Origin of the sequence: Micromonospora sp. NPDC093244, assembly GCF_040683695.1 — a bacterium.
GTDB lineage: Bacteria > Actinomycetota > Actinomycetes > Mycobacteriales > Micromonosporaceae > Micromonospora.
The window spans coordinates 245146-268576 of record NZ_JBFBEO010000006.1 but is presented as its reverse complement, the minus strand read 5'-3'; the positions used below and the strand labels follow the sequence as shown (position 1 = coordinate 268576).

General features: G+C 71.0%; 17 protein-coding genes. 11 read left to right on the top strand and 6 right to left on the bottom strand.

Annotation, left to right across the window (positions count from 1 at the left end; genetic code table 11):
- Nucleotides 1–4 precede the first annotated feature (4 nt).
- Nucleotides 5–1756, bottom strand: coding sequence for an ATP-binding protein (locus AB0N27_RS25930; protein ID WP_364374911.1), 1752 nt, complete (start codon nt 1754–1756; stop codon nt 5–7).
- 148 nt (nt 1757–1904) lie between these two features.
- Entirely contained in the window at nt 1905–2651 is a 747-nt protein-coding gene (locus tag AB0N27_RS25925) for a pyrimidine reductase family protein (RefSeq protein WP_364374908.1), read from the bottom strand.
- A 150-nt stretch (nt 2652–2801) separates the two neighbouring features.
- Here AB0N27_RS25925 and AB0N27_RS25920 point away from each other — a divergent pair, with 150 nt between their 5' ends.
- The 6 genes from AB0N27_RS25920 to AB0N27_RS25895 all read left to right on the top strand — a co-directional run bounded on the left by AB0N27_RS25920 (nt 2802) and on the right by AB0N27_RS25895 (nt 9498).
- Nucleotides 2802–3356, top strand: a complete 555-nt coding sequence (locus AB0N27_RS25920) for a plasmid pRiA4b ORF-3 family protein (protein WP_364374905.1) — start codon at nt 2802–2804, stop codon at nt 3354–3356.
- A gap of 264 nt (nt 3357–3620) precedes the next feature.
- Nucleotides 3621–4931, top strand: coding sequence for an extracellular solute-binding protein (locus tag AB0N27_RS25915; protein ID WP_364374902.1), 1311 nt, complete (start codon nt 3621–3623; stop codon nt 4929–4931).
- A 114-nt stretch (nt 4932–5045) separates the two neighbouring features.
- Nucleotides 5046–6032 (top strand): sugar ABC transporter permease, encoded by a 987-nt coding sequence (locus AB0N27_RS25910; RefSeq protein WP_364374899.1) that lies wholly within the window; start codon nt 5046–5048, stop codon nt 6030–6032.
- A 70-nt stretch (nt 6033–6102) separates the two neighbouring features.
- The gene (locus AB0N27_RS25905) at nt 6103–6948 is read left to right on the top strand and encodes a carbohydrate ABC transporter permease (RefSeq protein WP_364375038.1); all 846 of its coding nucleotides are present in this window, start codon (nt 6103–6105) and stop codon (nt 6946–6948) included.
- Nucleotides 6945–8369, top strand: a complete 1425-nt coding sequence (locus tag AB0N27_RS25900) for a GH1 family beta-glucosidase (RefSeq protein WP_364374896.1) — start codon at nt 6945–6947, stop codon at nt 8367–8369. Before AB0N27_RS25905 ends, AB0N27_RS25900 begins: the two co-directional genes overlap by 4 nt.
- Before the next feature lie 82 nt (nt 8370–8451).
- The gene (locus AB0N27_RS25895; protein ID WP_364374893.1) at nt 8452–9498 is read left to right on the top strand and encodes a LacI family DNA-binding transcriptional regulator; all 1047 of its coding nucleotides are present in this window, start codon (nt 8452–8454) and stop codon (nt 9496–9498) included.
- A gap of 37 nt (nt 9499–9535) precedes the next feature.
- On the opposite strand, the gene AB0N27_RS25890 is transcribed toward AB0N27_RS25895, so the two are convergent.
- Nucleotides 9536–10747, bottom strand: coding sequence for an acyl-CoA dehydrogenase family protein (locus AB0N27_RS25890; protein ID WP_364374890.1), 1212 nt, complete (start codon nt 10745–10747; stop codon nt 9536–9538).
- On the bottom strand, nt 10747–11817 hold the full coding sequence (locus AB0N27_RS25885) for a phosphotransferase family protein (RefSeq protein ID WP_364374887.1): 1071 nt from the start codon (nt 11815–11817) through the stop codon (nt 10747–10749). The genes AB0N27_RS25890 and AB0N27_RS25885 overlap by 1 nt, the downstream gene beginning before the upstream one ends.
- A gap of 145 nt (nt 11818–11962) precedes the next feature.
- Here AB0N27_RS25885 and AB0N27_RS25880 point away from each other — a divergent pair, with 145 nt between their 5' ends.
- The 3 genes from AB0N27_RS25880 to AB0N27_RS25870 all read left to right on the top strand — a co-directional run bounded on the left by AB0N27_RS25880 (nt 11963) and on the right by AB0N27_RS25870 (nt 15305).
- Nucleotides 11963–12664: an amino acid-binding protein gene (locus AB0N27_RS25880; RefSeq protein ID WP_364374884.1), complete on the top strand. Its 702-nt coding sequence runs from the start codon at nt 11963–11965 to the stop codon at nt 12662–12664.
- A gap of 62 nt (nt 12665–12726) precedes the next feature.
- Nucleotides 12727–14121 carry a DM9 repeat-containing protein gene (locus AB0N27_RS25875; protein ID WP_364374880.1) on the top strand — a complete coding sequence of 465 codons (1395 nt, stop codon included), beginning with the start codon at nt 12727–12729 and terminating at the stop codon, nt 14119–14121.
- A 107-nt stretch (nt 14122–14228) separates the two neighbouring features.
- On the top strand, nt 14229–15305 hold the full coding sequence (locus tag AB0N27_RS25870; protein WP_364374877.1) for a GNAT family N-acetyltransferase: 1077 nt from the start codon (nt 14229–14231) through the stop codon (nt 15303–15305).
- On the opposite strand, the gene AB0N27_RS25865 is transcribed toward AB0N27_RS25870, so the two are convergent.
- A complete protein-coding gene (locus AB0N27_RS25865; protein ID WP_364374874.1) occupies nt 15302–15706 on the bottom strand; it encodes a VOC family protein in 405 nt (134 codons plus the stop codon). The two genes, AB0N27_RS25870 and AB0N27_RS25865, sit on opposite strands and share 4 nt — an antisense overlap.
- Nucleotides 15707–15762: 56 nt before the next feature.
- Nucleotides 15763–17328, bottom strand: a complete 1566-nt coding sequence (locus AB0N27_RS25860) for an aldehyde dehydrogenase family protein (RefSeq protein WP_364374871.1) — start codon at nt 17326–17328, stop codon at nt 15763–15765.
- A 433-nt stretch (nt 17329–17761) separates the two neighbouring features.
- On the opposite strand from AB0N27_RS25860, the gene AB0N27_RS25855 reads away from it, so the two are divergent.
- Together AB0N27_RS25855 and AB0N27_RS25850 are read left to right on the top strand one after the other, a co-directional pair.
- Nucleotides 17762–20659, top strand: a complete 2898-nt coding sequence (locus tag AB0N27_RS25855; protein WP_364374868.1) for a glycoside hydrolase family 9 protein — start codon at nt 17762–17764, stop codon at nt 20657–20659.
- A 203-nt stretch (nt 20660–20862) separates the two neighbouring features.
- Nucleotides 20863–23331: a non-reducing end alpha-L-arabinofuranosidase family hydrolase gene (locus AB0N27_RS25850; RefSeq protein WP_364374865.1), complete on the top strand. Its 2469-nt coding sequence runs from the start codon at nt 20863–20865 to the stop codon at nt 23329–23331.
- Nucleotides 23332–23431 lie beyond the last annotated feature (100 nt).

Here is a 23431-nt window from a genome sequence, read left to right as displayed (position 1 = left end):
CTGCCTAGAACGGGATGTCGTCGTCGGTGCCGCCGCCGGAGCCCACCACGGCGAACGGGTCGGCGGACTGGGTGATCGAACGCAGCGTCTCCGATGGTGCCCGGCCCGCCTCGGAAACCCGGGTCGCCCACGCCGGGAACGGGAACTCCAGGCAGAGCGGCACCGGGATGTCCGGCTGGTTGACGAACATGGTGCCCGGCTTGGCCAGCAGCGCCCGCTGCCGCTGCGCGGGCGGCAGGAAACCGTACTCCGGTCGGGACGCCTCGGCCGGGTCGAGCCGGCCGACCACCCGGATCGCCGAGTTGGTGACGATGCGGCGTTCCACCTCGCTCGCCGTCTGCTGCGCGCCGATCAGGATCACGCCCAGCGAGCGGCCCCGCTCGGCGATGTCGAGCAGGACCTCCTTGATGGGGGAGGAGCCCTCCCGGGGGGCGTACTTGTTGAGCTCGTCGAGGACGACGAAGAGCAGCGGCTTGGCGGTGCCGGACTTCTCCTTGCGCTCGAACTCGCTCTTGAGCGTCACACCGACCACGAACCGCTGCGCGCGGTCCGGCAGGTTGTGCAGGTCGACGACTGTCACCTGCGCCGACTCGCTGGTGTTGATCGAGTGCGGGCGGCGGGTGGCCAGGTCGCCACGGATCAGCCGGGCCAGGTCCTTCTTACTGCCGATCAACCGCCTGGCGAACGCGTTGACGGTGCCCAGACCCACCGCGCTGCCCGCCCAGTCCGAGCGGGTCTCGTCGTCGTTGAGCTGATCGACGATGTGGTCGACCAGGTCGCCGTACGAGCCGAGCCGCACCCCGTCGATGCTCACCCCGCCGTCGGCCGGCTGGGCGTACCGGGCCAGGTGGGCGGTGACCGAGTGGACCACCATCGTGTACTGCTGGCGTTCGTCGTCGGCGTCGGCGAACACGTACGGCAGCAGGCGGTCGGCGCAGAACTCGGCGAGCGTCCAGTAGAAGCTGTCCACGCCGGTGAGCCGGCTGCTCACGTCGGGAGTGCCCGACGAGTCGCCGGGGCGCGGCGGGGCGTAGACCCGCACGTCGGGGAACGCGCCGGCGCTCAACCCGAGCTTCGCGTACGCCGCGCGGGTGGGCTCGTCCAAACGGGTGTTGGGGTGGTCGAGGAACAGCAGGTCCTCACCCTTGACGTTGAAGATCAGCGCCTTGGCGTTCACCGCGTCGCCGCCCAGCACTCCGGAGCGGAACACGGAGTAGAGCAGGAAGGTGGCGAAGCTCGTCTTGGTGGCCACCCCGGAGATGCCGGAGATCGAGACGTGCGCGCCCCGGCTGCCGTCGAGGAAGTCGGCGTTGAGGTAGACAGGCACCCCGTCGCGGCCCATTCCCATCGGGATGCGCCGCTCCATGCGGTCGAAGTGCAGCGCGCGCGCCCGGGCGTCGCCCTCGGCCCGGTGCACCACCGCGCCAGGGGTCGGCGGCACGTACAGCTCCGGGTCGACACGCGTGGTGGTGATCTCGGCTGCCTCCTGCACCTGCGCGGGCAGCGTGCCGTCGGCGATGGCGAACACGTCCGAGTCGAACTGCGCGCCCTCGTGGCGGGCGCGGACCTGGGTGACCACCCCGGCGATCGTCACCGGCTCCCGCTCGGGCAGCTCCCGTCGGGTGACCACCACGTCGTCGAGCTGGAGATAGCTGCCGGGCGCCACGGCCGTCCAGAACTGCAACGGGGTCGCGTCGGCGGTGCCCAGCACCCGCCCGACCGCCTCGCCAGGGCTGTCGAGGTCGGGGTCGGTCATCGGGCGACCCGGGTCGCTCGGGCATCACTGTCGGCGCGCATGACGTGCATCCTGCCCGAGGAGTACGACAGGTCGCCACGCGACGCGGCGGACGACACCAGGCGGCGTCACACTCACGACGCTCGGTGTGTGAACGGGTGACGGCGCGTCACTGGCGGGCGTGGCGGAGCAGGAGGACACCGTCGTCGGCGGCGAGCACGTGCCGCAGCGGCAGGTGCCGGGGCGGTGCCGCGTCGCCGGCGGTGATCCGGCCCGGGCCGGGGCCGGCGAGCAGCGGCGAGACGGTCAGGCACAGCTCGTCGACCAGGTCGGCGGCGGTGAGCGCGCCGAGCAGGTGCGGGCCGCCCTCGCAGAGCAGTTGGGTCAGCCCGCGACCGTGCAGCTCGGTGAGGCCTGCGGCCAGGTCGACCCGCCCGGTGCCGCAGCGCAGCAGGTCGGCGACGTCGGTCAGCCCGGGCGGCGGGTCGGCGTCGGCGTGGGTGAGCACGATCGGGCGGACCGGCGCGTCGGCGAAGGCCGCCTGCGCCGGGTCCAGGTCGAGCGAGCCGGAGACGACCACGAGCGTCGGGTACGCGGCGAGCCCGTGTTCGCGGCGCCAGGCGCGACGGCGCTCGTCGAGCCGGACCGCGCGGTATCCCTCGTGGCGCAGCGTGCCGGCGGCCACGACGAGGGCGTCGCAGACCATCCGCAGCAGCCCGAACACCCGCTTGTCCGGCTCGCCGGAGAGCCCGGCGGAGTAGCCGTCGACGGTGACCGCGCCGTCCAGGCTGGAGACGAAGTTGACACGCAGCCGTGGGTGGTCGGCGCGGGCGTACAGGCTGGTCAGCGTGGCGTTGTCGAGCGGCTCGGTCGACGGCTCGGGCCAGAGCCGTCGAATCGGGATTCCGACCGTCATTCGCCGGCCGGACCGGTGACGGGAGGGGTCGGCTGGGCGGTACGGTGCTGGCAGTCGCACCAGTTCCGGCCCGGGCAGTCACCGTGTCGCCGGGCCCGGCACGCTCGGCAGATCATGCTGGCAGCCTAAGCCGCGGGAGGACAGGACAGCATGCCGCGTCAGATCTTCCAGCTGAAGATGTCCCTCGCCGGTGTCCGTCCGCCGGTGTGGCGGCGGGTGCTCGTGCCGGCCGGTTACACGCTGGACCGGCTGCACCGGGTGGTGCAGCACGCCATGGGCTGGCACGACTGTCACCTGCACTCGTTCGAGATCGGCGCCGTGCAGTACGGAGAACCCGATCCGGACGGCGAGTTGGCGCTCGACGACGAGCTGGACGTCCGGCTGGACGCGGTGCTCGGCAAGGGCAGCCGCTTCTCCTACACGTACGACTTCGGTGACTGGTGGGAGCACGACCTGGTCGTCGAGGACGCGCTGACCGCGGACCCGGACGAGCGGTACCCGGTCTGCCTGGACGGTGAGCGGGCCTGCCCGCCGGAGGGGATCGGCGGGCCGGCGGGCCACCAGGCGCTGCTTGTCGCGTTCGACGATCCCGATGTCCTGGCCGATCCGCGGTACGCCCTGCTGCGTGACTGGGCGGGTGCCGACTACGACCCGTCCCGCTTCGACCCCGGCCGTACGACCACGTTGCTGCGCCGCTTCTGCTGAGCCGGCTCCGCCAGTTCCACCAGGCAACGCTCGCCCCGCGCATCCGCCCGAAACAGGGCGGTAACGATCTGGGAACGCTCCCATTGGTCTATTGACACCCCGGGGGCACCCCGGCAATCTCATGGGAGCGCTCCCGGGGGAGTGGCGGACATCTCCTTCACGGCTCCCCCCAGACGCCCCTGCCACCGGCAGGGCGACAGCAGGGGCGTTGCAGCATCCCCCGCCACACACGACACCAAGCCTCACCACTTGAGAGGGGTCAGGATGAGCGTCACCTCACGTCGCCGCTTTGCGGCGATCGCGCTCGCGTCCGTCGCCGTGCTCGCCGCGGCGACCGCCTGCGGCGACAGCGACTCGTCGTCCGGATCGGACGGCGGCAAGGTCACTCTGGTCGTCGACGTCTTCGGCGACCAGGGCTTCGGGTACGAGGAGCTCTACAAGCAGTACCAGTCGGAGCACCCGAACGTCACCATCCAGGAGCGCGGCAAGGGCCTGGGCCTGGGCGACTACAACACCCGCCTGACGCAGCAGATCACCGCCGGCGCGGGCGCCGGGGACGTCGTCGCGCTCGAAGAGGGCACCATCGTGCAGTTCTTCGCGCAGGCCGACAAGTTCGTGAACCTGGCCGACCACGGCGCCAACGACCTCAAGGGCAACTTCCTGCCCTGGAAGTGGGAGGGTGGCCTCACCCCCGACGGCAAGGTCCTCGGTCTCGGCACCGACGTCGGCGGCATGGCCGTCTGCTACCGCAGCGACCTCTTCAAGGCCGCCGGCCTGCCGACCGACCGCGAGCAGGTCGGGGCTCTCTGGCCGACCTGGGAGGAGTTCATCGCCCAGGGCCAGAAGTTCGTCGCCGCCGACAAGAAGCACAAGTTCGTCGACTCGGCCACGAACTTCTACAACATCGTGCTGATGCAGAAGGCCGGCGCGGGCACCGGTTACACCTACTTCGACAAGAGCAACAAGCTCACCATCGGAGAGAACCCGGACGTGCGGGCCGCGTTCGAGCTGACCACCAAGATGACCGCCGCCGGTCTGTCGAACAACCTCAAGAGCTTCTCCAACGAGTGGAACGCCGGCTTCAAGAACGGCAGCTTCGCCACCATCGGCTGCCCGGCGTGGATGACCGGTGTCATCAAGGGGCAGGCCGGTGACGCGGCCGCCGGCAAGTGGGACGTGGCCAAGGCGCCCGGCAACGGCGGCAACTGGGGCGGCTCCTGGCTGGCCGTGCCGAAGTCCAGCAAGCACCAGAAGGAGGCCGCCGAGCTGGCCAAGTTCCTGACCACCGCCAAGAGCCAGACCGAGGCGTTCAAGAAGGTCGGGAACCTGCCCTCGTCGCCGCAGGCCCTCGAGGACCCGGCCGTGCTCGCCGCGACCAACGAGTACTTCAACGGGGCGCCCATCGGCAAGATCTTCGCCGCCGGCGCGAAGGAGCTGAAGCCGGTCTACCTCGGCCCGAAGAACCAGGCGGTCCGCGACGCGGTGGAGAACGCGCTGCGCAGCGTCGAGCAGGGCAAGGCCGCCGACGCGGCCTGGCAGGACGCGGTGAAGAACGGCGAGGCAGCAGGCAAGTAACCGGCTGTCGACGCGCTCACGGGTGGTGCCGGACTCCGGCACCACCCGTGAACCCGCGTCGGAACGCCCTGCCGCGGCGCCCGCGACGGTGCCGCCAAGTGTGAAGGACCGTTCATGAGCTCTCTCGAGACCACCGCGCCGCCGGCCGCACCGCCCCGCGGCCCGCGGCCCGCCCCGCGGCACTCCTCGCAGCGTGGCCGGCTACTGAACCGGCTGGACCTGCGCCTGACCCCGTACGCCTTCGTGCTGCCGTTCTTCGTGCTCTTCGCGATCTTCGGCGTCTACCCGATCATCTACACGTTCTGGATCGCGATGACCGACAGGTCACCGCTGAACGCCACGATCAGCTTCGTCGGCGTGGACAACTTCGTCGAGCTGTTCACGAACGACCCGCAGTTCTGGAACGCAGTGGTGAACACCTTCGGGATGTTCCTCATGTCCACGATTCCGCAGCTGCTCATCGCCCTGCTGCTGGCAAACGCCCTGAACCGGCGTATCCGGGGGCAGATGTTCTTCCGGCTGGCCATCGCCATGCCGATCATCACCTCGACCGCCGTGGTGGCGCTCATCTTCTCGATGATCTACGCCCGCGAGTTCGGCCTGGTGAACTGGCTGCTCGACCTCGTCGGGGTCGGTCCCATCGACTGGCGGGCCAACCGGTTCGCGTCCTGGTTCGCCATCTCCACGATGGTCGACTGGCGGTGGGTCGGCTACAACGCCCTGATCTACCTCGCGGCGATGCAGTCGATCAGCAAGGACATGTACGAGGCCGCGGCCCTCGACGGCGCCTCCCGGCGCCGGCAGTTCTGGTCGATCACCATTCCCCAGCTGCGCCCCACCATCATCTTCACGCTGATCATCTCGACGATCGGCGGTCTGCAGCTCTTCACCGAGCCGCTCATGTTCACAAGTGGCTCGGGCGCACTCTCCGGTGGCTCGGAGGGGCAGTTCCAGACGATCACGATGTACCTGCTGGACGTGATGAACCAGCGGTTCCGCTGGGGGTACGCGGGCGCCGTCGCCCTGGTGCTCTTCGTGCTGATCGCATCCGTCTCACTGCTCAACTACCTGCTGGCCCGCCGAATCAGCTCCGACAAGTGAGGGTGGCGCACCCATGACCATGACCACTCTGCGACCACCGGCGGCGCTGCCGCCGACCGGGCGTACCGGCATCCGCCACCGGGCGGAGAAGCTCTGGACGGCCAGCCCCCTGACCTGGGTCGGGCTCGTCCTCGGCGTGATCCTGTCGCTGTTCCCGTTCTACTGGATGATCGTCATCGCCTCGCGGACCAGCGACGCGGCCAACTCCTGGCCGCCGCCGTTCCTGCCCGGCGGCAAGCTTGGCGAGAACATCCAGCGGGTGCTCGACAACGGCGACGCGAACATCGTCAAGGGCCTGATGAACTCGTTCCTCGTGTCCGGCACGATCACCGTGGCGACAGTCTTCTTCGGCTCGCTCGCCGGGTTCGCGTTCGCGAAACTGAAGTTCCGGGGCAAGAACGCGCTGCTGCTCATCATCCTCGCCTCGATGATGATCCCCATCCAGCTCGGCGTGCTGCCGTTGTACATCCTGATGGCCAAGCTGGAATGGCTGAACACCATGCCGTCGGTGACGGTGCCGTTCCTGATCGGCGGTTTCGGCATCTTCATGATGCGCCAGTACGCCGAACAGGCCGTGCCCAACGAACTGATCGAGGCGGCCCGGGTCGACGGCTGCTCCACCTGGCGCGTCTACTGGCACGTGGTGGTGCCGGCGCTGCGACCCGCCGCGGCGGTGCTCGGCCTGCTCACCTTCATGGAGCAGTGGAACCAGTTCTTCTGGCCGTTCGTGGTGCTGGCCGACCCGGCCAACCCGACAGTGCAGATCTCGCTGCGCAGTCTGAACACCGCGTACTTCGCGGACAACTCCCAGATCTTCGCGGGTACGTTGATCGCCACTCTTCCGCTGTTCATCGTGTTCGTCCTGTTCGGCCGCCAGATCATCGGCGGGATCATGGAAGGTGCCGTCAAGTCGTGAGCAACCCCGCCAGCCCGCCCGCCGTCGGTGTCCTCGACGACCGGCCCGGGTTGACCTTTCCACCCGGCTTCCTGTGGGGGGCCGCGACCGCCGCGTACCAGATCGAGGGGGCGGCGGCCGAGGACGGCCGTACCCAGTCGATCTGGGACACCTTCAGCCACACCGACGGCCGGGTCGTCGCCGGGCACACCGGCGACGTGGCCTGCGACCACTACCACCGGGTCGGTGACGACGTCGCGCTGATGGCCGAGCTGGGCCTGAAGTCGTACCGTTTCTCGGTCTCCTGGCCTCGGGTGCAGCCCGGCGGCACCGGCGCGGCCAACCAGCGCGGCCTGGACTTCTACCGGCGGTTGGTCGACGAGCTGCTGGCCAAGGGCATCGAGCCGTGGCTGACCCTCTACCACTGGGACCTGCCGCAGCCGCTTGAGGACGCCGGTGGCTGGCCGGCCCGGGACACGGCGGCGCGGTTCGCCGACTACACGACGCTCGTCGCCGACGCGCTCGGCGACCGCGTGCGCTACTGGACCACGCTCAACGAGCCGTGGTGCTCGGCGTTCCTCGGCTACGGCTCGGGCGTGCACGCGCCGGGTCGTACCGACGGCGCGGACGCGGTCCGTGCCGGGCACCACCTGATGCTCGGCCACGGCCTGGCCGTGCAGGCGTTGCGGGCCACCCGGCCGGACGCCGAGGTGGGTGTGACGGTCAACCTCTACCCGGTCGACCCGGCCAGTGACGCGCCGGCGGACGTGGACGCGGCCCGGCGCATCGACGGGTTGGCCAACCGCTTCTTCCTCGACCCGCTGCTGCGTGGGTCGTACCCCCGGGATCTGGTGGCCGACCTGCGCACGGTGACCGACTTCGACCACGTGCGCGACGGTGACCTGGCGACCATCGCCACGCCGCTGGACATGGTCGGCGTCAACTACTACAGCAGGCACGTGGTCGCCGCGGCGGTCGAGGGCGTCGAGGCCGACCCGGCCCCGTCGTGCTGGCCGGGCAGCGAGGACGTCCGCTTCGTCACCAGGGGCGTCCCGGTCACCGACATGGGCTGGGAGATCGACGCCCCCGGCCTGACCGAGACGCTGCGCCGGGTGCACGACAACTACACGGACCTGCCGCTGTACGTCACCGAGAACGGCTCCGCCTTCGTGGACGAGGTCGTCGACGGGCAGGTCGACGACGTCGACCGGCTCGCCTACTTCGACGCCCACCTGCGGGCCGCGCACGAGGCGATCAACGCGGGGGTGCCCCTGCGGGGATACTTCGCCTGGTCGTTGATGGATAATTTCGAGTGGGCCTGGGGTTACACCAAGCGATTCGGCATGATCCATGTCGATTACGACAGTCAGGTCCGCATTCCCAAGTCCAGCGCCAGGTGGTACGCCTCGGTGATCCGACGCAACGGTCTGGCCGCACAATAGGCTCGGGCCAGCCATCAGGGCGGTCCTGGTGTCCACCTTCCGCTGGTGGCACCGGGCCCGCCCGCCGTCGGAGGAGCAGACGATGACAACGCAGCGCACCCGGTCGCTCGGGCGCCCGACCCTCGACGCGGTCGCGGCGCGCGCCGGCGTCGGCCGGGGCACGGTCTCCCGCGTCGTCAACGGCTCGCCCCAGGTCAGCCCGGAGGCCCGGGCCGCGGTCCAACAGGCCATCGCCGAGCTGGGGTACGTGCCGAACCGGGCCGCCCGAGCGCTCGTCACCCAGCGGACCGACTCCGTCGCGCTTGTGGTGTCCGAATCCGGCGAGCGGGTCTTCACCGAGCCGTTCTTCGCCTCGATCGTGCGGGGGATCAGCTCCGCGCTGCTCGAGACACCGATGCAGCTCTGGCTGGCCATGGCCCAGTCGCCCGTGGAGCGGGAGCGGGTCGAGCACCACCTGACCAACCAGCACGTGGACGGCGTGCTGCTGCTGTCGCTGCACGACTCCGACCCGCTGCCGACGCTGCTGGAGGAGCGCGGCCTGCCCGCCGTGCTCGGCGGTCGGCCCGCCCGGATGCTGCAACCCGGCGCTCAGCCGGCCTGGTTCGTCGACGTGGACAACGTTGGCGGGGCCCGGCAGGCGGTGGAGTACCTGACGGGGCGGGGTCGGCGCCGCATCGCCACCATCGCCGGGCCGCAGGACATGGGCGCCGGCCTGGCCCGGTTGGCCGGCTACACCGAGGCCGTCAAGGCCACCGGTGGCGGCGTCAACCCCGACCTGATCGCGTACGGCGACTTCAGCGAGGGCAGCGGCGTGAGCGCCATGCGCCGGCTCCTGGACGCCTGCCCCGACCTGGACGCGGTATTCGTCGCGTCCGACCTGATGGCGTTCGGCGCGCTGCGTACCCTGCGCGAGGCCGGCCGGCGGGTGCCCGAGGACGTGGCGGTGATCGGCTTCGACGACGCGACGATCGCCCGGCAGGCGGAACCGCCGCTGACCACTGTCTTCCAGCCGGTGGAGGAGATGGGCCGGCAGATGGCCCGTCTGCTGGTGGCCCGCATCCGCGGCGACGACCTGCCCGCCCCGCACATCCTCCTGGACACCCAACTGGTCCACCGAGCCTCCGCCTGACCTGCGTCCGGGGCGGGCGGAGGCTCCGGGACGGGCGTTACGAGGTCCAGCGGCGGAGTTCGCGCTTGGCGAGGGAGTTGCGGTGGACCTCGTCGGGCCCGTCGGCGAGGCGCAGGGTGCGGGTCTGTGCCCACAGGGCGGCGAGCGGGGTGTCCTGGCTGACGCCGGCGCCGCCGTACCCCTGGATGGCCTTGTCGATCACCCACTCCGCCATGGCCGGCGTGCCGATCTTGATGGCCTGGATCTCGGTGTGCGCGCCCTTGTTGCCGACGGTGTCCATCAGCCAGGCCGTCTTGAGCACCAGCAGGCGGGCCTGCTCGATGCGCACCCGGGACTCGGCGATCCACTCGCGGACCACGCCCTGCTCGGCGAGGGGCCTGCCGAACGCGACCCGCTCGTTGGCCCGCCGGCAGAGCAGTTCGAGAGCCCGCTCGGCCATCCCGATCAGCCGCATGCAGTGGTGGATCCGGCCCGGACCGAGCCGGGCCTGGGCGATGGCGAAGCCGCCGCCCTCGGCGCCGATCAGGTTCTCCGCAGGCACCCGGACGTCGATGAAGTCGATCTCGGCGTGCCCGCCGTGCGACCCGTCGGTGTAGCCGAACACCGTCATGCCCCGACGGACGTGCACGCCCGGGGTCTCCCGGGGCACCAGCACCATGCTCTGCTGGCGGTGCCGGTCGGCGTCCGGGTCGGTCTTGCCCATCACGATGAAGATCTCGCAGCGCGGGTCCATCGCCCCGGACGACCACCACTTGCGGCCGTTGATGACGTACTCGTCGCCGTCGCGGGTGATCCGGGTGGCGATGTTCGTGGCGTCGGACGAGGCGACGTCCGGCTCGGTCATGCAGAACGCGGAGCGGATCTCCCCCTCCAGCAGCGGCATGAGCCAGCGTTCCCGCTGCGCGTCCGAGCCGAACTCGGCAAGCAGCTCCATGTTGCCGGTGTCCGGTGCCGCGCAGTTGACCGCCTCCGGCGCGAGGTGCGGGCTGCGCCCGGTCAGCTCGGCCAGGGGCGCGTACTGGAGGTTGGTCAGGCCGGCGCCGTAGCGCGGATCGGGCAGGAAGAGGTTCCACAGGCCGCGCTTGCGGGCCTCCGCCTTCAGCTCGGCCAGCACCGGGGTACGCGACCACGGGTCCCCGGCGGCCACCTGCTCGGCGTGCACCGGCTCGGCCGGGTAGACGTGCTCGGTCAGGAACCGGGTCAGCTCGTCGCGCAGCTCCTCGGTCCGGCTGTCGTATGCGAAGTCCATCACCGCTCCCTGGCGGCGGTCAGCCCGTGCGCGACCAGCGGTGCCACCATGTCGCCGATCCGGTCGAAGCCCTCGCCGAGCGTCTGCCCGAGCGTGTGGCGGTAGTGGATGCCCTCGCAGATGACCGCGAGCTTGAAACAGCCGAGCGCCACGTGCCAGTGCAGCGGCCCCACGTCGACGTCGCTGCGCCCGGCGTACCTGTCGATCAGCTCGGCGCCGCTGGGGAAGCCGGCGCGCGGGCCGAGGCCGTCGGCGACCGGGTTGCCCTCGGCGGTGTCGCTGCCGCCGAGCACGTCCCAGTAGGTCAGGAGCAGCCCCAGGTCGGCGAGCGGGTCGCCGAGGGTGGCCATCTCCCAGTCGAGGACGGCGTGCACGGCCACCGGATCGGCGGAGGCGAGGAGGTTGTCGAGGCGGTAGTCGCCGTGCACGATCCGGCCGGTGTTCGCGCCCTCCGGGGCGGTCGCGGCGAGCCTGTCGCGCAGCTCGTCGATGCCGGGCAGATCGCGGCTGCGGGAGCGGTCGAGCTGCCCGGCCCAGCGGCGTACCTGCCGGGCCAGGTAGCCCTCGGGGCGGCCGAAGTCACTCAGCCCGACCGCTGCCGGGTCGACTGTGTGCAGCGCGGCGAGGGTGTCCATCATCGCCATGGCGAGTGCCCGGCGCCGCTCGTCGCCCAGCGGGTCGGTCTGCGCCCGGGTGCGGAACACCTCCCCGGGTACGCGTTCCATCAGGTAGAACGGGGCGCCGATGACGTCCGGGTCGGTGCAGAGCAGCAGCGCCCGCGGGACCGGCACCTCGGTCGGCGCCAGCGCCGAGATGACCCGGAACTCGCGGGCCATGTCGTGCGCGGTCGCCAGAACGTGCCCGAGCGGCGGCCGGCGGAGCACGACCTCCCGGTCGCCGGCGCGCAGTAGGTAGGTGAGGTTGGACTTGCCGCCGGCGATCAACTCGGCCCGCAGCGGCCCGGCGGCCAGCTCCGGCCGGTGTGTCGCGAGGTGGTCGGCGAGGCGGGCCAGGTCCAGGCCGGCCGGGACTGCTCCGGGCCGGAGTGCGTCGACGGCCGGATCAGTCATCCGACTAGTTGATGGCAGCCCGCTCACGTTGTCAAGGTCAGATTTTCCGCTCGGGACATGCCCCTGCAACAGGGACGAAATGGTCAACGACCAGGCTGTGACCAGCCTGCCGGCCGTCGCCGGCCCGCCGAGCGGAGGGACAGACATGTTGCTGCGAGTTCGGGTCACCCTGCCGGACCGTCCGGGCACCCTCGGCCAGGTCGCCCGCACGCTTGGCGTGTCGGGCGCGGACATCGTCCAGGTGGTGGTCCTGGAGCGGCTGGGCGGGCGCGCGGTGGACGATTTCACAGTCGTCTGGCCGGGGGCCGCCCGGGTCGAGCGGCTGCTGGCCGGTCTCGCGGCGATCCCGGGCGTGCGGGTGGACGGTGTGTGGCGGGCGATCGGCGCGCCCACCACCACCGGTCAGGACGCCGAGTTGCTGGCCCAGGTCGCGGCCAACCCGGCCGACGGGCTGGCCACCCTCGTCGACGCGGTGCCCGGGCTACTGGCGGCCGACTGGGCGGTGGCCGCCGTGGTCCCGGTGGACTGGGCCTCGCGCAGCGGGAGCGGTGGGGCCACCGTCGGGCACGCGAGCTGGCGCACCCCCGTACCCCTGCGGTTGCCGGAGGTGACCCCGCTGCGGGGCCGCTCGATGACCACCCCCGACGGCACGCACCACGCGGTAGCGCCGTTCGGCCGGGCCGGCCTGGTGCTCGTGGTGGCCCGCGAGCACAGCGACACGCTCTACGCCGCCGGGTTCCACAGCACCGAGGTCGACCGGCTCAGCCAGCTCGTCCGGGCCTGCGCGGTGATTCTCGGGGACCGGCTGGACCTGGTGGGCGCGCCCCCGGTCAGCGCCAACCCCTGAGCCGCCACCCGCCGGGGTCGGCGGTCCGCGAGGCCCGAGCCTGTTGATCTAGTCTCTCCGGAATGGACTCTGCTTTCGACGGATATCGCTGGGAGGCGGCCCGCGGTGGCTCGATCCCGGCGGGCGCGGTACCGCACGGGTACGAGGAGGACCAGCCCTTGTGGGTGTGCCGCGTCCGGATGCACGGCGGCGTGCACCCGGGCCAGGTCCGTCCGGCCTTGGGCGCGGCCCGGACCACCTGGGCCGGCGAGGTGGTCCGCGTCGACGAGTACGAGGTGCTGATGGACCGCGGCGTCTGGGGCATCGCGTCCGGTGGCTCGGTGCCCGCGGACGCGTTGCCGGCGGGCCGCGAGAGCGACGGCGAACCGCTCTACGTCGCCCGGGCGGCGGTCGCGCCGGGCGCCCTGCGCATCGGCAAGGTGCGGCGGGCCTTTCGCGCCGCCAACATCGGATACGACGACGTTGAGCGCACCGCCCGGTCCTACGAGGTGCTGCTGCGACCGCCGGCCGCCGCGCCGGTGAGCGGGCAGAGGCCCGGGATCCAGATGGACCCCACCTACGCCGACTTCGGCACCGAGCCGCCCCGCGTCGGGAACGTCACGATCACCGGCGTCGACCGTTCCTCGGCCGCCGGCGACCACCTGGCCATCGACGCCGGCGGGTCGGTCGAGCTGGAGTTCGACGTGCCCGACCCGGCCGTCGTCGGCGAGGCCTGCGTCGCCATCCGGGCGCTCGCGTCGATGCTCTCCCGGGCGCCCGGGTACGCCCCGCTCACCGTTCGCCTCAACGGCAGGCCGCTGGCCAACCGGCTGCGGATCCCCAACGGCGGTGGGCTCCCGCAACGGTTGGTCTTCGCGGTGCCGGCCGAGGAGTTGACGGCCGGCCGGAACACGCTGCGCATCGAGAGCGGTGTCGACGCCCGGAGCATGCTGTGGCTGTACCGGGTGACGATCGACCCGATGCACGCACACGACCAGGCGGGACTGGCCCTCGAACGGCAGGCGATCGCCGAGCCGGTGCTGCGGTACGCCAGCGACGCCGGCGACATCACCATCTTCATCGACCGCGGCGAGCAGGCCGTTTTGGAGCAGGTGGCCTGGGCCGACGAGTCCGGCGTCGAGTACGCGATCACGTTCGAGAAGCAGCAGGCCGCCTTCTACGGCTGGCGGCGGCAGCCGGGTGGAGAGCCGACGGAGTTCCGTGGCCGGCTGACCCAGCGCGGCACCGTCGCCAAGGAGGCGTGGCGCTTCTCCACCCAGGAGGGCTGGGCCGGTGGGTGGCACCGCTCGCGTGACCTGCTCGTCTCGGTGACCGTGGCCGGCCGCCCGGTCACCAGGCTGGCCTGGCGGGACCTGCGCGGCAACAACGGCACTGTCGCCTTCGGCGAGCGTGGGTTCCTGGGCACCTACCAGCGGGTCGGGGAGGGCCCCATCGGTTACCGCGGCCTCCCCGCGTAGCGGCCGACCCGGGCGGGAGACACCGGCCCGAGCGCAACCCGTCACCGCCGGGCAATCGGGCGGCAACAGCGGGAGGTCAGGGTGGTACCCGGGGAAGGGAGCCAACCATGACGTTGTGGCGGATCCGAGCGACCGTGGACGACCGTCCGGGCTACCTGTCGGTGCTCACGGCGAGCCTCGCGTTGCGCGGGGTCAACATCCTCACCGTGCAGGTGCAGCCGACCGAGCAGGGTGCGGTGGACGACTTCCTGGTCGACGCGCCTGACACGCTCGCCGAGGCCGAGTTGGTCGCGGCCGTCGAGCGTGGTCGTGGGCGGGACTGCTGGGTGGCGCGCAGCGAGGCGCGCGGCCTTGTCGACCAGCCCACCCGGGTGCTCGGACTGGCCAATCGGCTGGTGCGTGACCCGGACGCGACGGGCGAGGCGCTGCGGACGCTGCTCGGCGCCGACTCGGTCAGCTGGCGACCGGCGTCGACCGGGGCCGAGAGGGGCGTCACCGGCACCAGCATGCTGCTGGCCGACCCGGCGGGTGGCTCGTTCGCGCTGCGCCGGGCCGCGCCCGCGTTCACCCCGGCGGAGTACGCCCGGGCGCAGGCCCTCGTCGAGCTGGCTGCCACGGTGGCGCGGCGGGCGGCCGAACACGTCACACTGGTGCTGCCCGACGGCGCCGAGGTGGCTGTGCGGCCGGCGTGCGCGGACGACCTGTCGGCTGTGCTGGAGCTGCACGAGGCGTGCTCCCCGCGCAGCCGGCACCGGCGCTACCTGGGTGGGGCGGCGGTGCCGCAGCCGGCCCGGCTGCGTCGACTGTTGGAGCCGGGCCGGGGGCTGGCGCTGGTCGCCACGACCACAGGCGCCGACGGCGGGCCGGAGTCGGTGGTCGCCCTGGCGAACCTGCTCGGCGAGGGCGACGAGGCCGAGGCGGCGCTGCTGGTACGGGACGACTGGCAGCGGCGGGGGCTCGGCTCGGTGCTGCTACGCCGGCTGGCCCGGCACGCCGACGCGGCAGGGTACGCGGCACTCGTGCTGCACGTCCACGCCGAGAACACGCCGATGCTGCGGACGCTGCGCCGGCTGGACCGGCCCGGCACGGCGGAGCGCGACGGTGCTCTGCTCACCCTCACCGTTCCGCTCGCCGCACCGGCCGGGGCGACCGTGCCGGGGACCGTCCTGACGCCTGGCGGCTAGCGGGGGTCCTCGGGCGGTTCGCGCCGACCCGACACGCAGAACCGATTGCCCTCCGGGTCGGCGAGCACCACGTACGGCGGCTCGGTCGGGAGTGGATCGGTCGGGTAGTGCCGCCAGTCGACAGGTCGGGCGCCGAGGGCCAGGAGCCTGTCGACCTCCTCGTCGAGGGTGCGCTCGCCGGCGTCCAGGTCGAGGTGGACGCGGGGAAACTCCTCGACCGGGCTGTCGCTGAGGTCCATCGCGATGGCCGCACCGGACACGCCCGGCGGCGGCTCCAGCACGATCCACTCGTCGCCCGGGTGGCGGGGCGGGCGTCGGCGGTAGCCGAGGGCGGCCGCCCAGAAAGCCTCGGCCCGTTCGGCGTCGGACACGCCCAGGGAAAGCTGCGCGATCATCGCCATCGGTCGACCGTACGCGGTCCCGGTCCCCGCCACCGTGGCGGGGACCGGGGTGTCGGTCAGGTGGCGGGGTAGCTGCTGTAGTCGGGGAAGTTGCCGTACAGCCGGCCCTGGCCGCCGACGGTGACGGCGTGCACCAGCAGGTCACCGCCGACGAACGCGCCCTTCCACGAGGCGCCCCGACCGCCGAACGCCTCGTCGCGGTCACCTCGCGAGCGTGGCTTGTTGATGCCCACCTTGAACGCCTGAAGGTCCACCGCGAGCTTGCCTGCCAGTTCCTCGTCGTCGCAGGCCAGGGAGGCGACAAGCGCGCCGTTGGAGGCGTTCATCGCGGCCAGAAGCTCGTCGGTGGTGTCCACCACGACGATCGTGTCGACGGGGCCGAACGGTTCGGCGTGCATGAGACGGGACCGGCCGGGCGGGGCGAGCAGCACCGACGGCGCCACGTACGCCGAGGTGTCCTGCCCGGGCAGGAACGGCGCGCCGGTCAGCTTGCCCCGGTGCAGGGGCACCGCGCCGCCGCGGACCGCCTCGTCGACCTTGCGGTGCAGCTCGTCGGCCTTGGCGGCACTGATCAGCGGCCCGAAGTCCAGCTCGGGCAGCGGGTCGCCGGCGGTCCAGTTCTCGTCGACGGCGAGCGGGTGGCCGAAGCGGACCGAGCGCACCACCGGCAGGTACATGTCGAGGAACTCGTCGACCAGGTCGCGTTGCACGACGAACCGGGGGTACGCGGTGCAGCGCTGCTTGCCGTACTCGAAGCCCTTCTTCAGGTGCGCGGCGAGCAGGTCCCACTGGGAGAAGTTCCAGATGCCCCAGGCGTTGAGGCCCTCCTGCTCGATGAAGTGCCGCTTGTCGCTGTCGAGCAGCGCGGCGGCGACCTTGCCGCCGTTGGAGCGGCCGCCGACGAACGCCACCGCGCCGATCTCGGGTGCGCGGACCAGCACCTCGGACAGTTCCTCACCGCCGCCGGAGACGAGGGTGGCGGGCAGACCGGCGCGGCGCATCAGCGCGTGCGCGACGGTCAGGCAGACCGCGCCGCCCTGTGACGGCGTCTTGGCGATGACCGCGTTGCCGGCCAGCAGTTGGACCAGTTCGGCGTGCACGAGGACGCTCATCGGGTAGTTCCACGAGGCGATGTTGCTGACCGGGCCGGGCAGCGGTTCGCGGCCGTCGGCGAGCATCCGGTCGATCTCGTCGGCGTACCAGCGGACGCCGTCGAGCGCGCGGTCCACGTCGGCGCAGGCGAGCCGCCACGGCTTGCCGATCTCCCAGACCAGCAGCAGCGCGAGCAGGTCGCGGTGGGCGGTGAGGGCGTCCAGCGCGTCGGCGACCCGGGCCTTGCGGTCGGCCAGCGGGGTACGGGCCCAGGCGTGGTGCGCGGCGGTGGCGTGCGTGACGGCGGCGCGGGCAGTGTCGGCGTCGAGCCGGGGCAGGTTGACGATGACCGTGTTGTCCACCGGGGTGCGGACCGGGGCGGGGCGGCCCACGGCCCGCCACTCGCCCTCGACGAGGTTGTGCAGTGTGGTGACGCCGTCCACGTCGGCGCCGAACGCCTCCGGCGCGGCAGCCACCGCGCGGGCGAGGACCTCGGACCAGGCGGTGCCCTCGGCGAGTCGTAGTGCCATCGCGTCCTCCTCAGGGTCGACCGGGGAGCGGCGGCGTCGATGGCACCGCTGATGGTCGGTACTGTCTCGCGGGCAGTAGCGGGTCAGCAACAGTACGTTTGTCTGGCTGGACGTCGTTGGCATTGTCATGCCCGACGGTCTGCTCGGGTGCGGAGCGGCTGAGCTGCGGACACGATCGTCATAGAATCGATGTACATCGATGGTGTGATGTCGTCCACCGGGGTTACTCGCGAGTACGCCGGCCGCGAGGTGGCGTCGGCGGTTGCGGGCTTCCCAAGCGACGTCAGGGCCGATACATTGTCGACTATCCATGGGAGCGCTTCCACGGCTACCCCTGGTGACACCGCCACCCCACCGTCGCCGGTGGCCACGCCGCCCCCACGCCGTCCCGCGTCGGTGCGACCACCGGCGGCGCCTCCGACAGGAGCCCGCCATGCGCCATCTGACCCGGCCGGTTCCCGGCCGACCCGGCCGGCGGCCGGTCGCCGACCAGCCCTGGCCCAGGCGAATGCTGGCCGCCGGCATCGCCCTGCTCACCGGCCTGTCCCTCGCCGTCACCGCACCGCCGTCCGGTCCGGCGTCCGCGGCGGCGTCCTTCAACTACGCCGAGGCGTTGCAGAAGTCGCTGCTCTTCTACGAGGCCCAGCAGTCCGGCGAACTGCCCGACTGGAACCGGGTCTCCTGGCGCGGCGACAGCGCCCTCACCGACGGCCGGGACGCCGGGCTGGACCTCACCGGCGGTTGGTACGACGCCGGTGACCACGTGAAGTTCGGTTTCCCGATGGCGTTCAGCGCCACGATGCTCGCCTGGGGAGCGGTGGAGTACCGCAGCGGCTACACCTCCTCCGGCCAACTGCCGCACCTGCTCAACAACCTGCGCTTCGTCAACGACTACTTCATCAAGGCGCACCCGTCGGCGAACGTCCTCTACGGGCAGGTCGGCAAGGGCGACGACGACCACAAGTGGTGGGGTCCGGCCGAGGTGATGCCGATGGCGCGGCCCGCGTACAAGATCGATGCGAGCTGTGGCGGCGCGGACCTGGCGGGGGAGACGGCAGCCGCGATGGCCGCGTCCTCGATGGTGTTCCGGCCCACCGACGCGGCCTACGCGGACAAGCTGCTCGGCCACGCCCGGCAGCTCTACACGTTCGCCGACACCGTGCGGAAGGCGTACAGCGAGTGCATCACCGACGCGGCGTCGTTCTACAAGTCGTGGAGCGGCTGGCAGGACGAGCTGGTCTGGGGCGCGATCTGGCTGTACCGGGCCACCGGCGACGCGAGCTACCTGGCCAAGGCCGAGAGTGAGTACGACAAGCTCGGCACCGAGAACCAGAGCACCACCCGCTCCTACAAGTGGACGATCGCCTGGGACAACAAGCAGTTCGGCGCGTACGTGCTGCTGGCCAACCTGACGGGCAAGCAGAAGTACGTCGACGACGCCAACCGCTGGCTGGACTACTGGACCGTCGGGGTGGACGGGCAGCGGGTGCCGTATTCACCCGGCGGGATGGCGGTGCTCGACTCGTGGGGCGCGCTGCGCTACGCCGCCAACACATCCTTCGCGGCGCTCGTCTACAGCGACAAGACCAGCGACACCACACGCAAGGCGCGCTACCACGACTTCGCCGTCCGGCAGATCAACTACGCGCTCGGCGACAACCCGCGCAACTCCAGCTACGTCATCGGGTTCGGGGCCAACTCACCGAAGAACCCGCACCACCGCACCGCGCACGGGTCCTGGTGGGACAGTCAGACCGTGCCCGTCGAGACCCGGCACACCCTCTACGGCGCGCTTGTCGGCGGCCCGTCCTCGGCAAACGACGCGTACAGCGACAGCCGCTCGGACTACGTGATGAACGAGGTCGCCACCGACTACAACGCCGGCTTCACGTCCGCGCTGGTCCGGCTCACCTCCGAGTACGGGGGCACGCCGCTTGCCAACTTCCCGGTCGCCGAGACGCCGGACATGGACGAGCTGACAGTGGAGACCACCGTGACCCAGGCGGAGCCGCGGGCCACCGGGCTCAAGGTGATGGTCTACAACAAGTCGGCGTTCCCGGCCCGCGCCCTGACGAACGGGAGGTTCCGGTACTACTTCCGGCCCGACGGCACCGGTCCGGTGCAGGTCACCGCCGGCTACACCCAGGGCTGCCCGTCCCCGACCACCGCCAAGCAGTTCAGCGGCGACATCTGGTACGTCGAGGTGGACTGCACCGGCTACACCATCGCCCCGGCCGGTCAGTCGCAGCACCGGATGGAGGTCCAGTTCAAGATCGGTGTGCCGGAGGGCGGCACCTGGGACCCGACAAACGACCCGTCGTACCAGGCAACCGCCGGGCCCAACCGCAAGGTTCCGCTCTACGCCGGCAGCACCCGGATCTGGGGCGAGGAGCCCGGCCCGGTGGTTCCGGACACCACGGCGCCTACCGTCCCGGGCACCCCGGTGGCGTCGAACTTCGGCCCCCGCACGGTCACCCTGACCTGGACGCCGTCGACCGACAGCGGCGGCAGCGGCCTGGCCGGGTACGACGTCAACGAGTTCATGGTCGGCAACGACGTGGTGGCGACCCAACGCGTCACCGGGAACTCGGTCACCATCTCGACGCTGCTGCCCGAGCGGACGTACGAGTACACGATCGTCGCGCGCGACGGCGCGGGCAACACGTCGGCCGCGTCACCGAAGCTCAGCGTGACAACGCCGCCGGCCGGCACCGCCGACACCACAGCGCCGAGCACGCCCGGCACCCCCGTCGCCTCGGCTGTCACCGCCACCGGGCTCACCCTGAGCTGGGCGGCGTCCACCGACAACGTGGGCGTCACCGGGTACCGGGTCTACCGCGAGGCCGGCACGACCGACGCGCTCGTCGGCTCACCGACCGGCACCACAGTCGCGGTGACCGGGCTGACCGCGTCCACGGCGTACCAGTTCTACGTGGTGGCCGTCGACGCGGCGGGCAACACCTCCGCGGCGTCCGCGCCGGTCGCGGTGACCACCGCGGCACCGCCGGTCGGCGGCACCTGCTCGGTGGGGTACGCCACCACCGACTGGAGCACCGGCTTCACCGCCACCGTCACCGTCACCAACACCGGCACCACCGCGATCAACGGCTGGACGCTGCGGTTCAGCTTCGCCGCCGGGCAGACCGTCAGCCAGGGTTGGTCGGCGACGGTCAGCCAGAGTGGCGCGGCGGTCACGGCCACCAACCTGTCCTACAACGGCACCATCGCGCCGGGTGCGTCGGTGAGCTTCGGCTTCAACGGCAACCACACAGGCGGTAACCCGAAGCCGACGGCCTTCACCGTCAACAACACCACCTGCGCGGTCGCCTGACTCGACGACGGGGCGTGGTGTGGCCGGTGTCGCGACCGGCCAGGCCACGCCGCGTAGCGCCAACACATTTCCGAAACTTTTCCGAAACCTCCGCTACCGGGACCGGTCGCGTGGTATGAACATTGACCAAGATAAATATATGACTGAGACGTCCGGTCGTCCCGCCTCGGCGTTCCGGGTGTTGGCCAAGTAAGGAGGCCAAGATGGAAACAAGCCCATCCGTTCATTCCGGCGGAACTCGGCGGCGGCGGTCGAACGTCGTCCGAGCGCTGCTCGCCGGCACGTTCAGCGTCGTGACCGTGGCCGCTGTCGCGGTGATGATGCCCTCGGCGAACGCCGCCGCGACCACGCTCGGCGCGGCCGCCGCGCAGTCCGGCCGGTACTTCGGCACCGCCATCGCGGCGGGCCGGCTGAGCAATTCCACGTACAGCACGATCGCGGCGCGTGAGTTCAACATGATCACCGCCGAGAACGAGATGAAGCCGGACGCGACGGAGCCCCAGCGGGGCCAGTTCAACTTCAACTCCGGTGACCAGATCTACAACTGGGCGACCCAGCGTGGCCTGAAGGTCCGTGGGCACACCCTGGCCTGGCACGCACAACAGCCGGGGTGGATGCAGAGCCTGAGTGGCAGCAACCTGCGTCAGGCGATGATCGACCACATCAACGGCGTGATGGCCCATTACCGGGGCAAGCTCGCCGCCTGGGACGTGGTCAACGAGGCGTTCAACGAGGACGGCAGCCGCCGCAGCTCCAACCTCCAGGGCACCGGCAACGACTGGATCGAGGTGGCGTTCCGCACCGCGCGGGCGGCCGACCCGTCGGTGAAGCTCTGCTACAACGACTACAACATCGAGAACTGGTCGTACGGCAAGACGCAGGGCGTCTACCGCATGATCCAGGACTTCAAGTCCCGCGGAGTGCCGATCGACTGCGTCGGGTTGCAGACCCACTTCACCGGTGGCAGTTCGCTGCCGAGCAACTTCCAGACCACGCTGTCCAGCTTCGCCGCGCTCGGCGTGGACGTGGCGCTGACCGAGGTCGACGTCACCAACTCCTCCACCACCCAGTACGCCGGGCTGACCCAGGCGTGCCTGAACGTGCCGCGCTGCATCGGCATCACCGTCTGGGGCGTACGCGACAGCGACTCCTGGCGCTCGAACGAGAGCCCGCTGCTCTTCGACGGAAACGGCAACAAGAAGGCCGCCTACAACTCCGTCCTCAACGCCCTCAACGCGGCCCCGCCGACCTCCAGCCCGACCACGACCCCGACGGTGAGCCCGACCACGACCCCGCCGCCGAGCGGTGGCGCCGGCCGGATCGTCGGGGTGCAGTCGGGCCGGTGCATCGACGTGCCCAACGCCACGCAGACCAACGGCACCCGCGTCCAGCTCTACGACTGCAACGGTCAGTCGAACCAGCAGTGGACGTACACCAGCGGCAAGCAGCTGCGGGTCTACGGCAGCAAGTGCCTGGACGCGAACGGCGCGGCCACCGCGAACGGCACCGGAATCATCATCTGGGACTGCAACAGCGGGGCGAACCAGCAGTGGAACATCAACTCCAACGGCACCATCAGCGGTGTCCAGTCCGGCCGGTGCCTGGACGTCTGGGGCACCGGCAACGGCCAGCAGGTCCAGCTGTACGACTGCCACGGGCAGACCAACCAGCAGTGGCGGACCGACTTCGGTGGCGACACCCCGCCCACATCGACCCCGCCGACGTCCACCCCGCCGACCACCACGCCACCGCCGACGGATGGCTGCGCGCTGCCGTCGACCTACCGGTGGTCGTCGACCGGCGCGTTGGCCAACCCGCAGAACGGCTGGGTCTCGCTCAAGGACTTCACCAATGTGGTCTACAACGGCAAGCACCTGGTCTACGGGTCGTACGTCAACAGCAGCGGCCAGTACAGCTCGATGAACTTCAGCCCCTTCACGAACTGGTCCGACATGGCCTCGGCCGGCCAGACCGGAATGAGCCAGGGCACGGTGGCGCCCACGCTGCTGTACTTCGCCCCGAAGAACATCTGGGTGCTGGCGTACCAGTGGGGACCGACCTCGTTCAGCTACAAGACGTCGAGCGACCCGACGAACGCCAACGGCTGGTCCTCGGCGCAGACGCTGTCCACCGCCACCCTCTCGGACGCTCCGTACGGCGTGATCGACCAGACCCTCATCGGCGACGACCAGAACATGTACCTGTTCTTCGCCGGGGACAACGGCAAGATCTACCGGTCGAGCATGCCGCTGGGGAACTTCCCGGGCAGCTTCGGCTCGACCTACACGACTGTCATGTCGGACTCGACGAACAACCTGTTCGAGGGCGTCGAGGTCTACAAGGTGGCGGGCCAGAACCAGTACCTGATGATCGTCGAGGCGATCGGGAGCCAGGGGCAACGCTACTTCCGTTCGTTCACGTCCACCAGCCTGAGCGGCTCGTGGACCCCGCAGGCCGCCACCGAGAGCAACCCGTTCGCCGGCAAGGCCAACAGTGGCGCGACGTGGACCAACGACATCAGCCACGGTGACCTGGTCCGCACCAACCCCGACCAGACCAAGACCGTCGACGCCTGCAACCTGCAGTTGCTGTACCAGGGCAAGAACCCCAGTGCGGGGGGCGACTACAACCTGCTGCCGTGGCGGCCGGGTGTGCTGACCCTCCAACGCTAGGCGTCACCGGATTCGGAGAACAGGGGCGTGCCCGGCACCGCACGGTGCCGGGCACGCCCGCGATCTGCGTCCGGGTACCCACTCCGTCGTACCCGGGATA

Excerpts from the sequence above, each read along its gene's own strand:
- AB0N27_RS25930 (WP_364374911.1), bottom strand. The coding sequence starts at position 1,756 with ATGACCGACCCCGACCTCGACAGCCCTGGCGAGGCGGTCGGGCGGGTG.
- AB0N27_RS25895 (WP_364374893.1), top strand. The coding sequence starts at position 8,452 with ATGACAACGCAGCGCACCCGGTCGCTCGGGCGCCCGACCCTCGACGCG.
- AB0N27_RS25855 (WP_364374868.1), top strand. The coding sequence starts at position 17,762 with ATGCGCCATCTGACCCGGCCGGTTCCCGGCCGACCCGGCCGGCGGCCG.
- AB0N27_RS25920 (WP_364374905.1), top strand. The coding sequence starts at position 2,802 with ATGCCGCGTCAGATCTTCCAGCTGAAGATGTCCCTCGCCGGTGTCCGT.
- AB0N27_RS25915 (WP_364374902.1), top strand. The coding sequence starts at position 3,621 with ATGAGCGTCACCTCACGTCGCCGCTTTGCGGCGATCGCGCTCGCGTCC.
- AB0N27_RS25890 (WP_364374890.1), bottom strand. The coding sequence starts at position 10,747 with ATGGACTTCGCATACGACAGCCGGACCGAGGAGCTGCGCGACGAGCTG.
- AB0N27_RS25865 (WP_364374874.1), bottom strand. The coding sequence starts at position 15,706 with ATGGCGATGATCGCGCAGCTTTCCCTGGGCGTGTCCGACGCCGAACGG.
- AB0N27_RS25850 (WP_364374865.1), top strand. The coding sequence starts at position 20,863 with ATGGAAACAAGCCCATCCGTTCATTCCGGCGGAACTCGGCGGCGGCGG.
- AB0N27_RS25880 (WP_364374884.1), top strand. The coding sequence starts at position 11,963 with ATGTTGCTGCGAGTTCGGGTCACCCTGCCGGACCGTCCGGGCACCCTC.
- AB0N27_RS25925 (WP_364374908.1), bottom strand. The coding sequence starts at position 2,651 with ATGACGGTCGGAATCCCGATTCGACGGCTCTGGCCCGAGCCGTCGACC.
- AB0N27_RS25885 (WP_364374887.1), bottom strand. The coding sequence starts at position 11,817 with ATGACTGATCCGGCCGTCGACGCACTCCGGCCCGGAGCAGTCCCGGCC.
- AB0N27_RS25870 (WP_364374877.1), top strand. The coding sequence starts at position 14,229 with ATGACGTTGTGGCGGATCCGAGCGACCGTGGACGACCGTCCGGGCTAC.
- AB0N27_RS25875 (WP_364374880.1), top strand. The coding sequence starts at position 12,727 with ATGGACTCTGCTTTCGACGGATATCGCTGGGAGGCGGCCCGCGGTGGC.
- AB0N27_RS25910 (WP_364374899.1), top strand. The coding sequence starts at position 5,046 with ATGAGCTCTCTCGAGACCACCGCGCCGCCGGCCGCACCGCCCCGCGGC.
- AB0N27_RS25860 (WP_364374871.1), bottom strand. The coding sequence starts at position 17,328 with ATGGCACTACGACTCGCCGAGGGCACCGCCTGGTCCGAGGTCCTCGCC.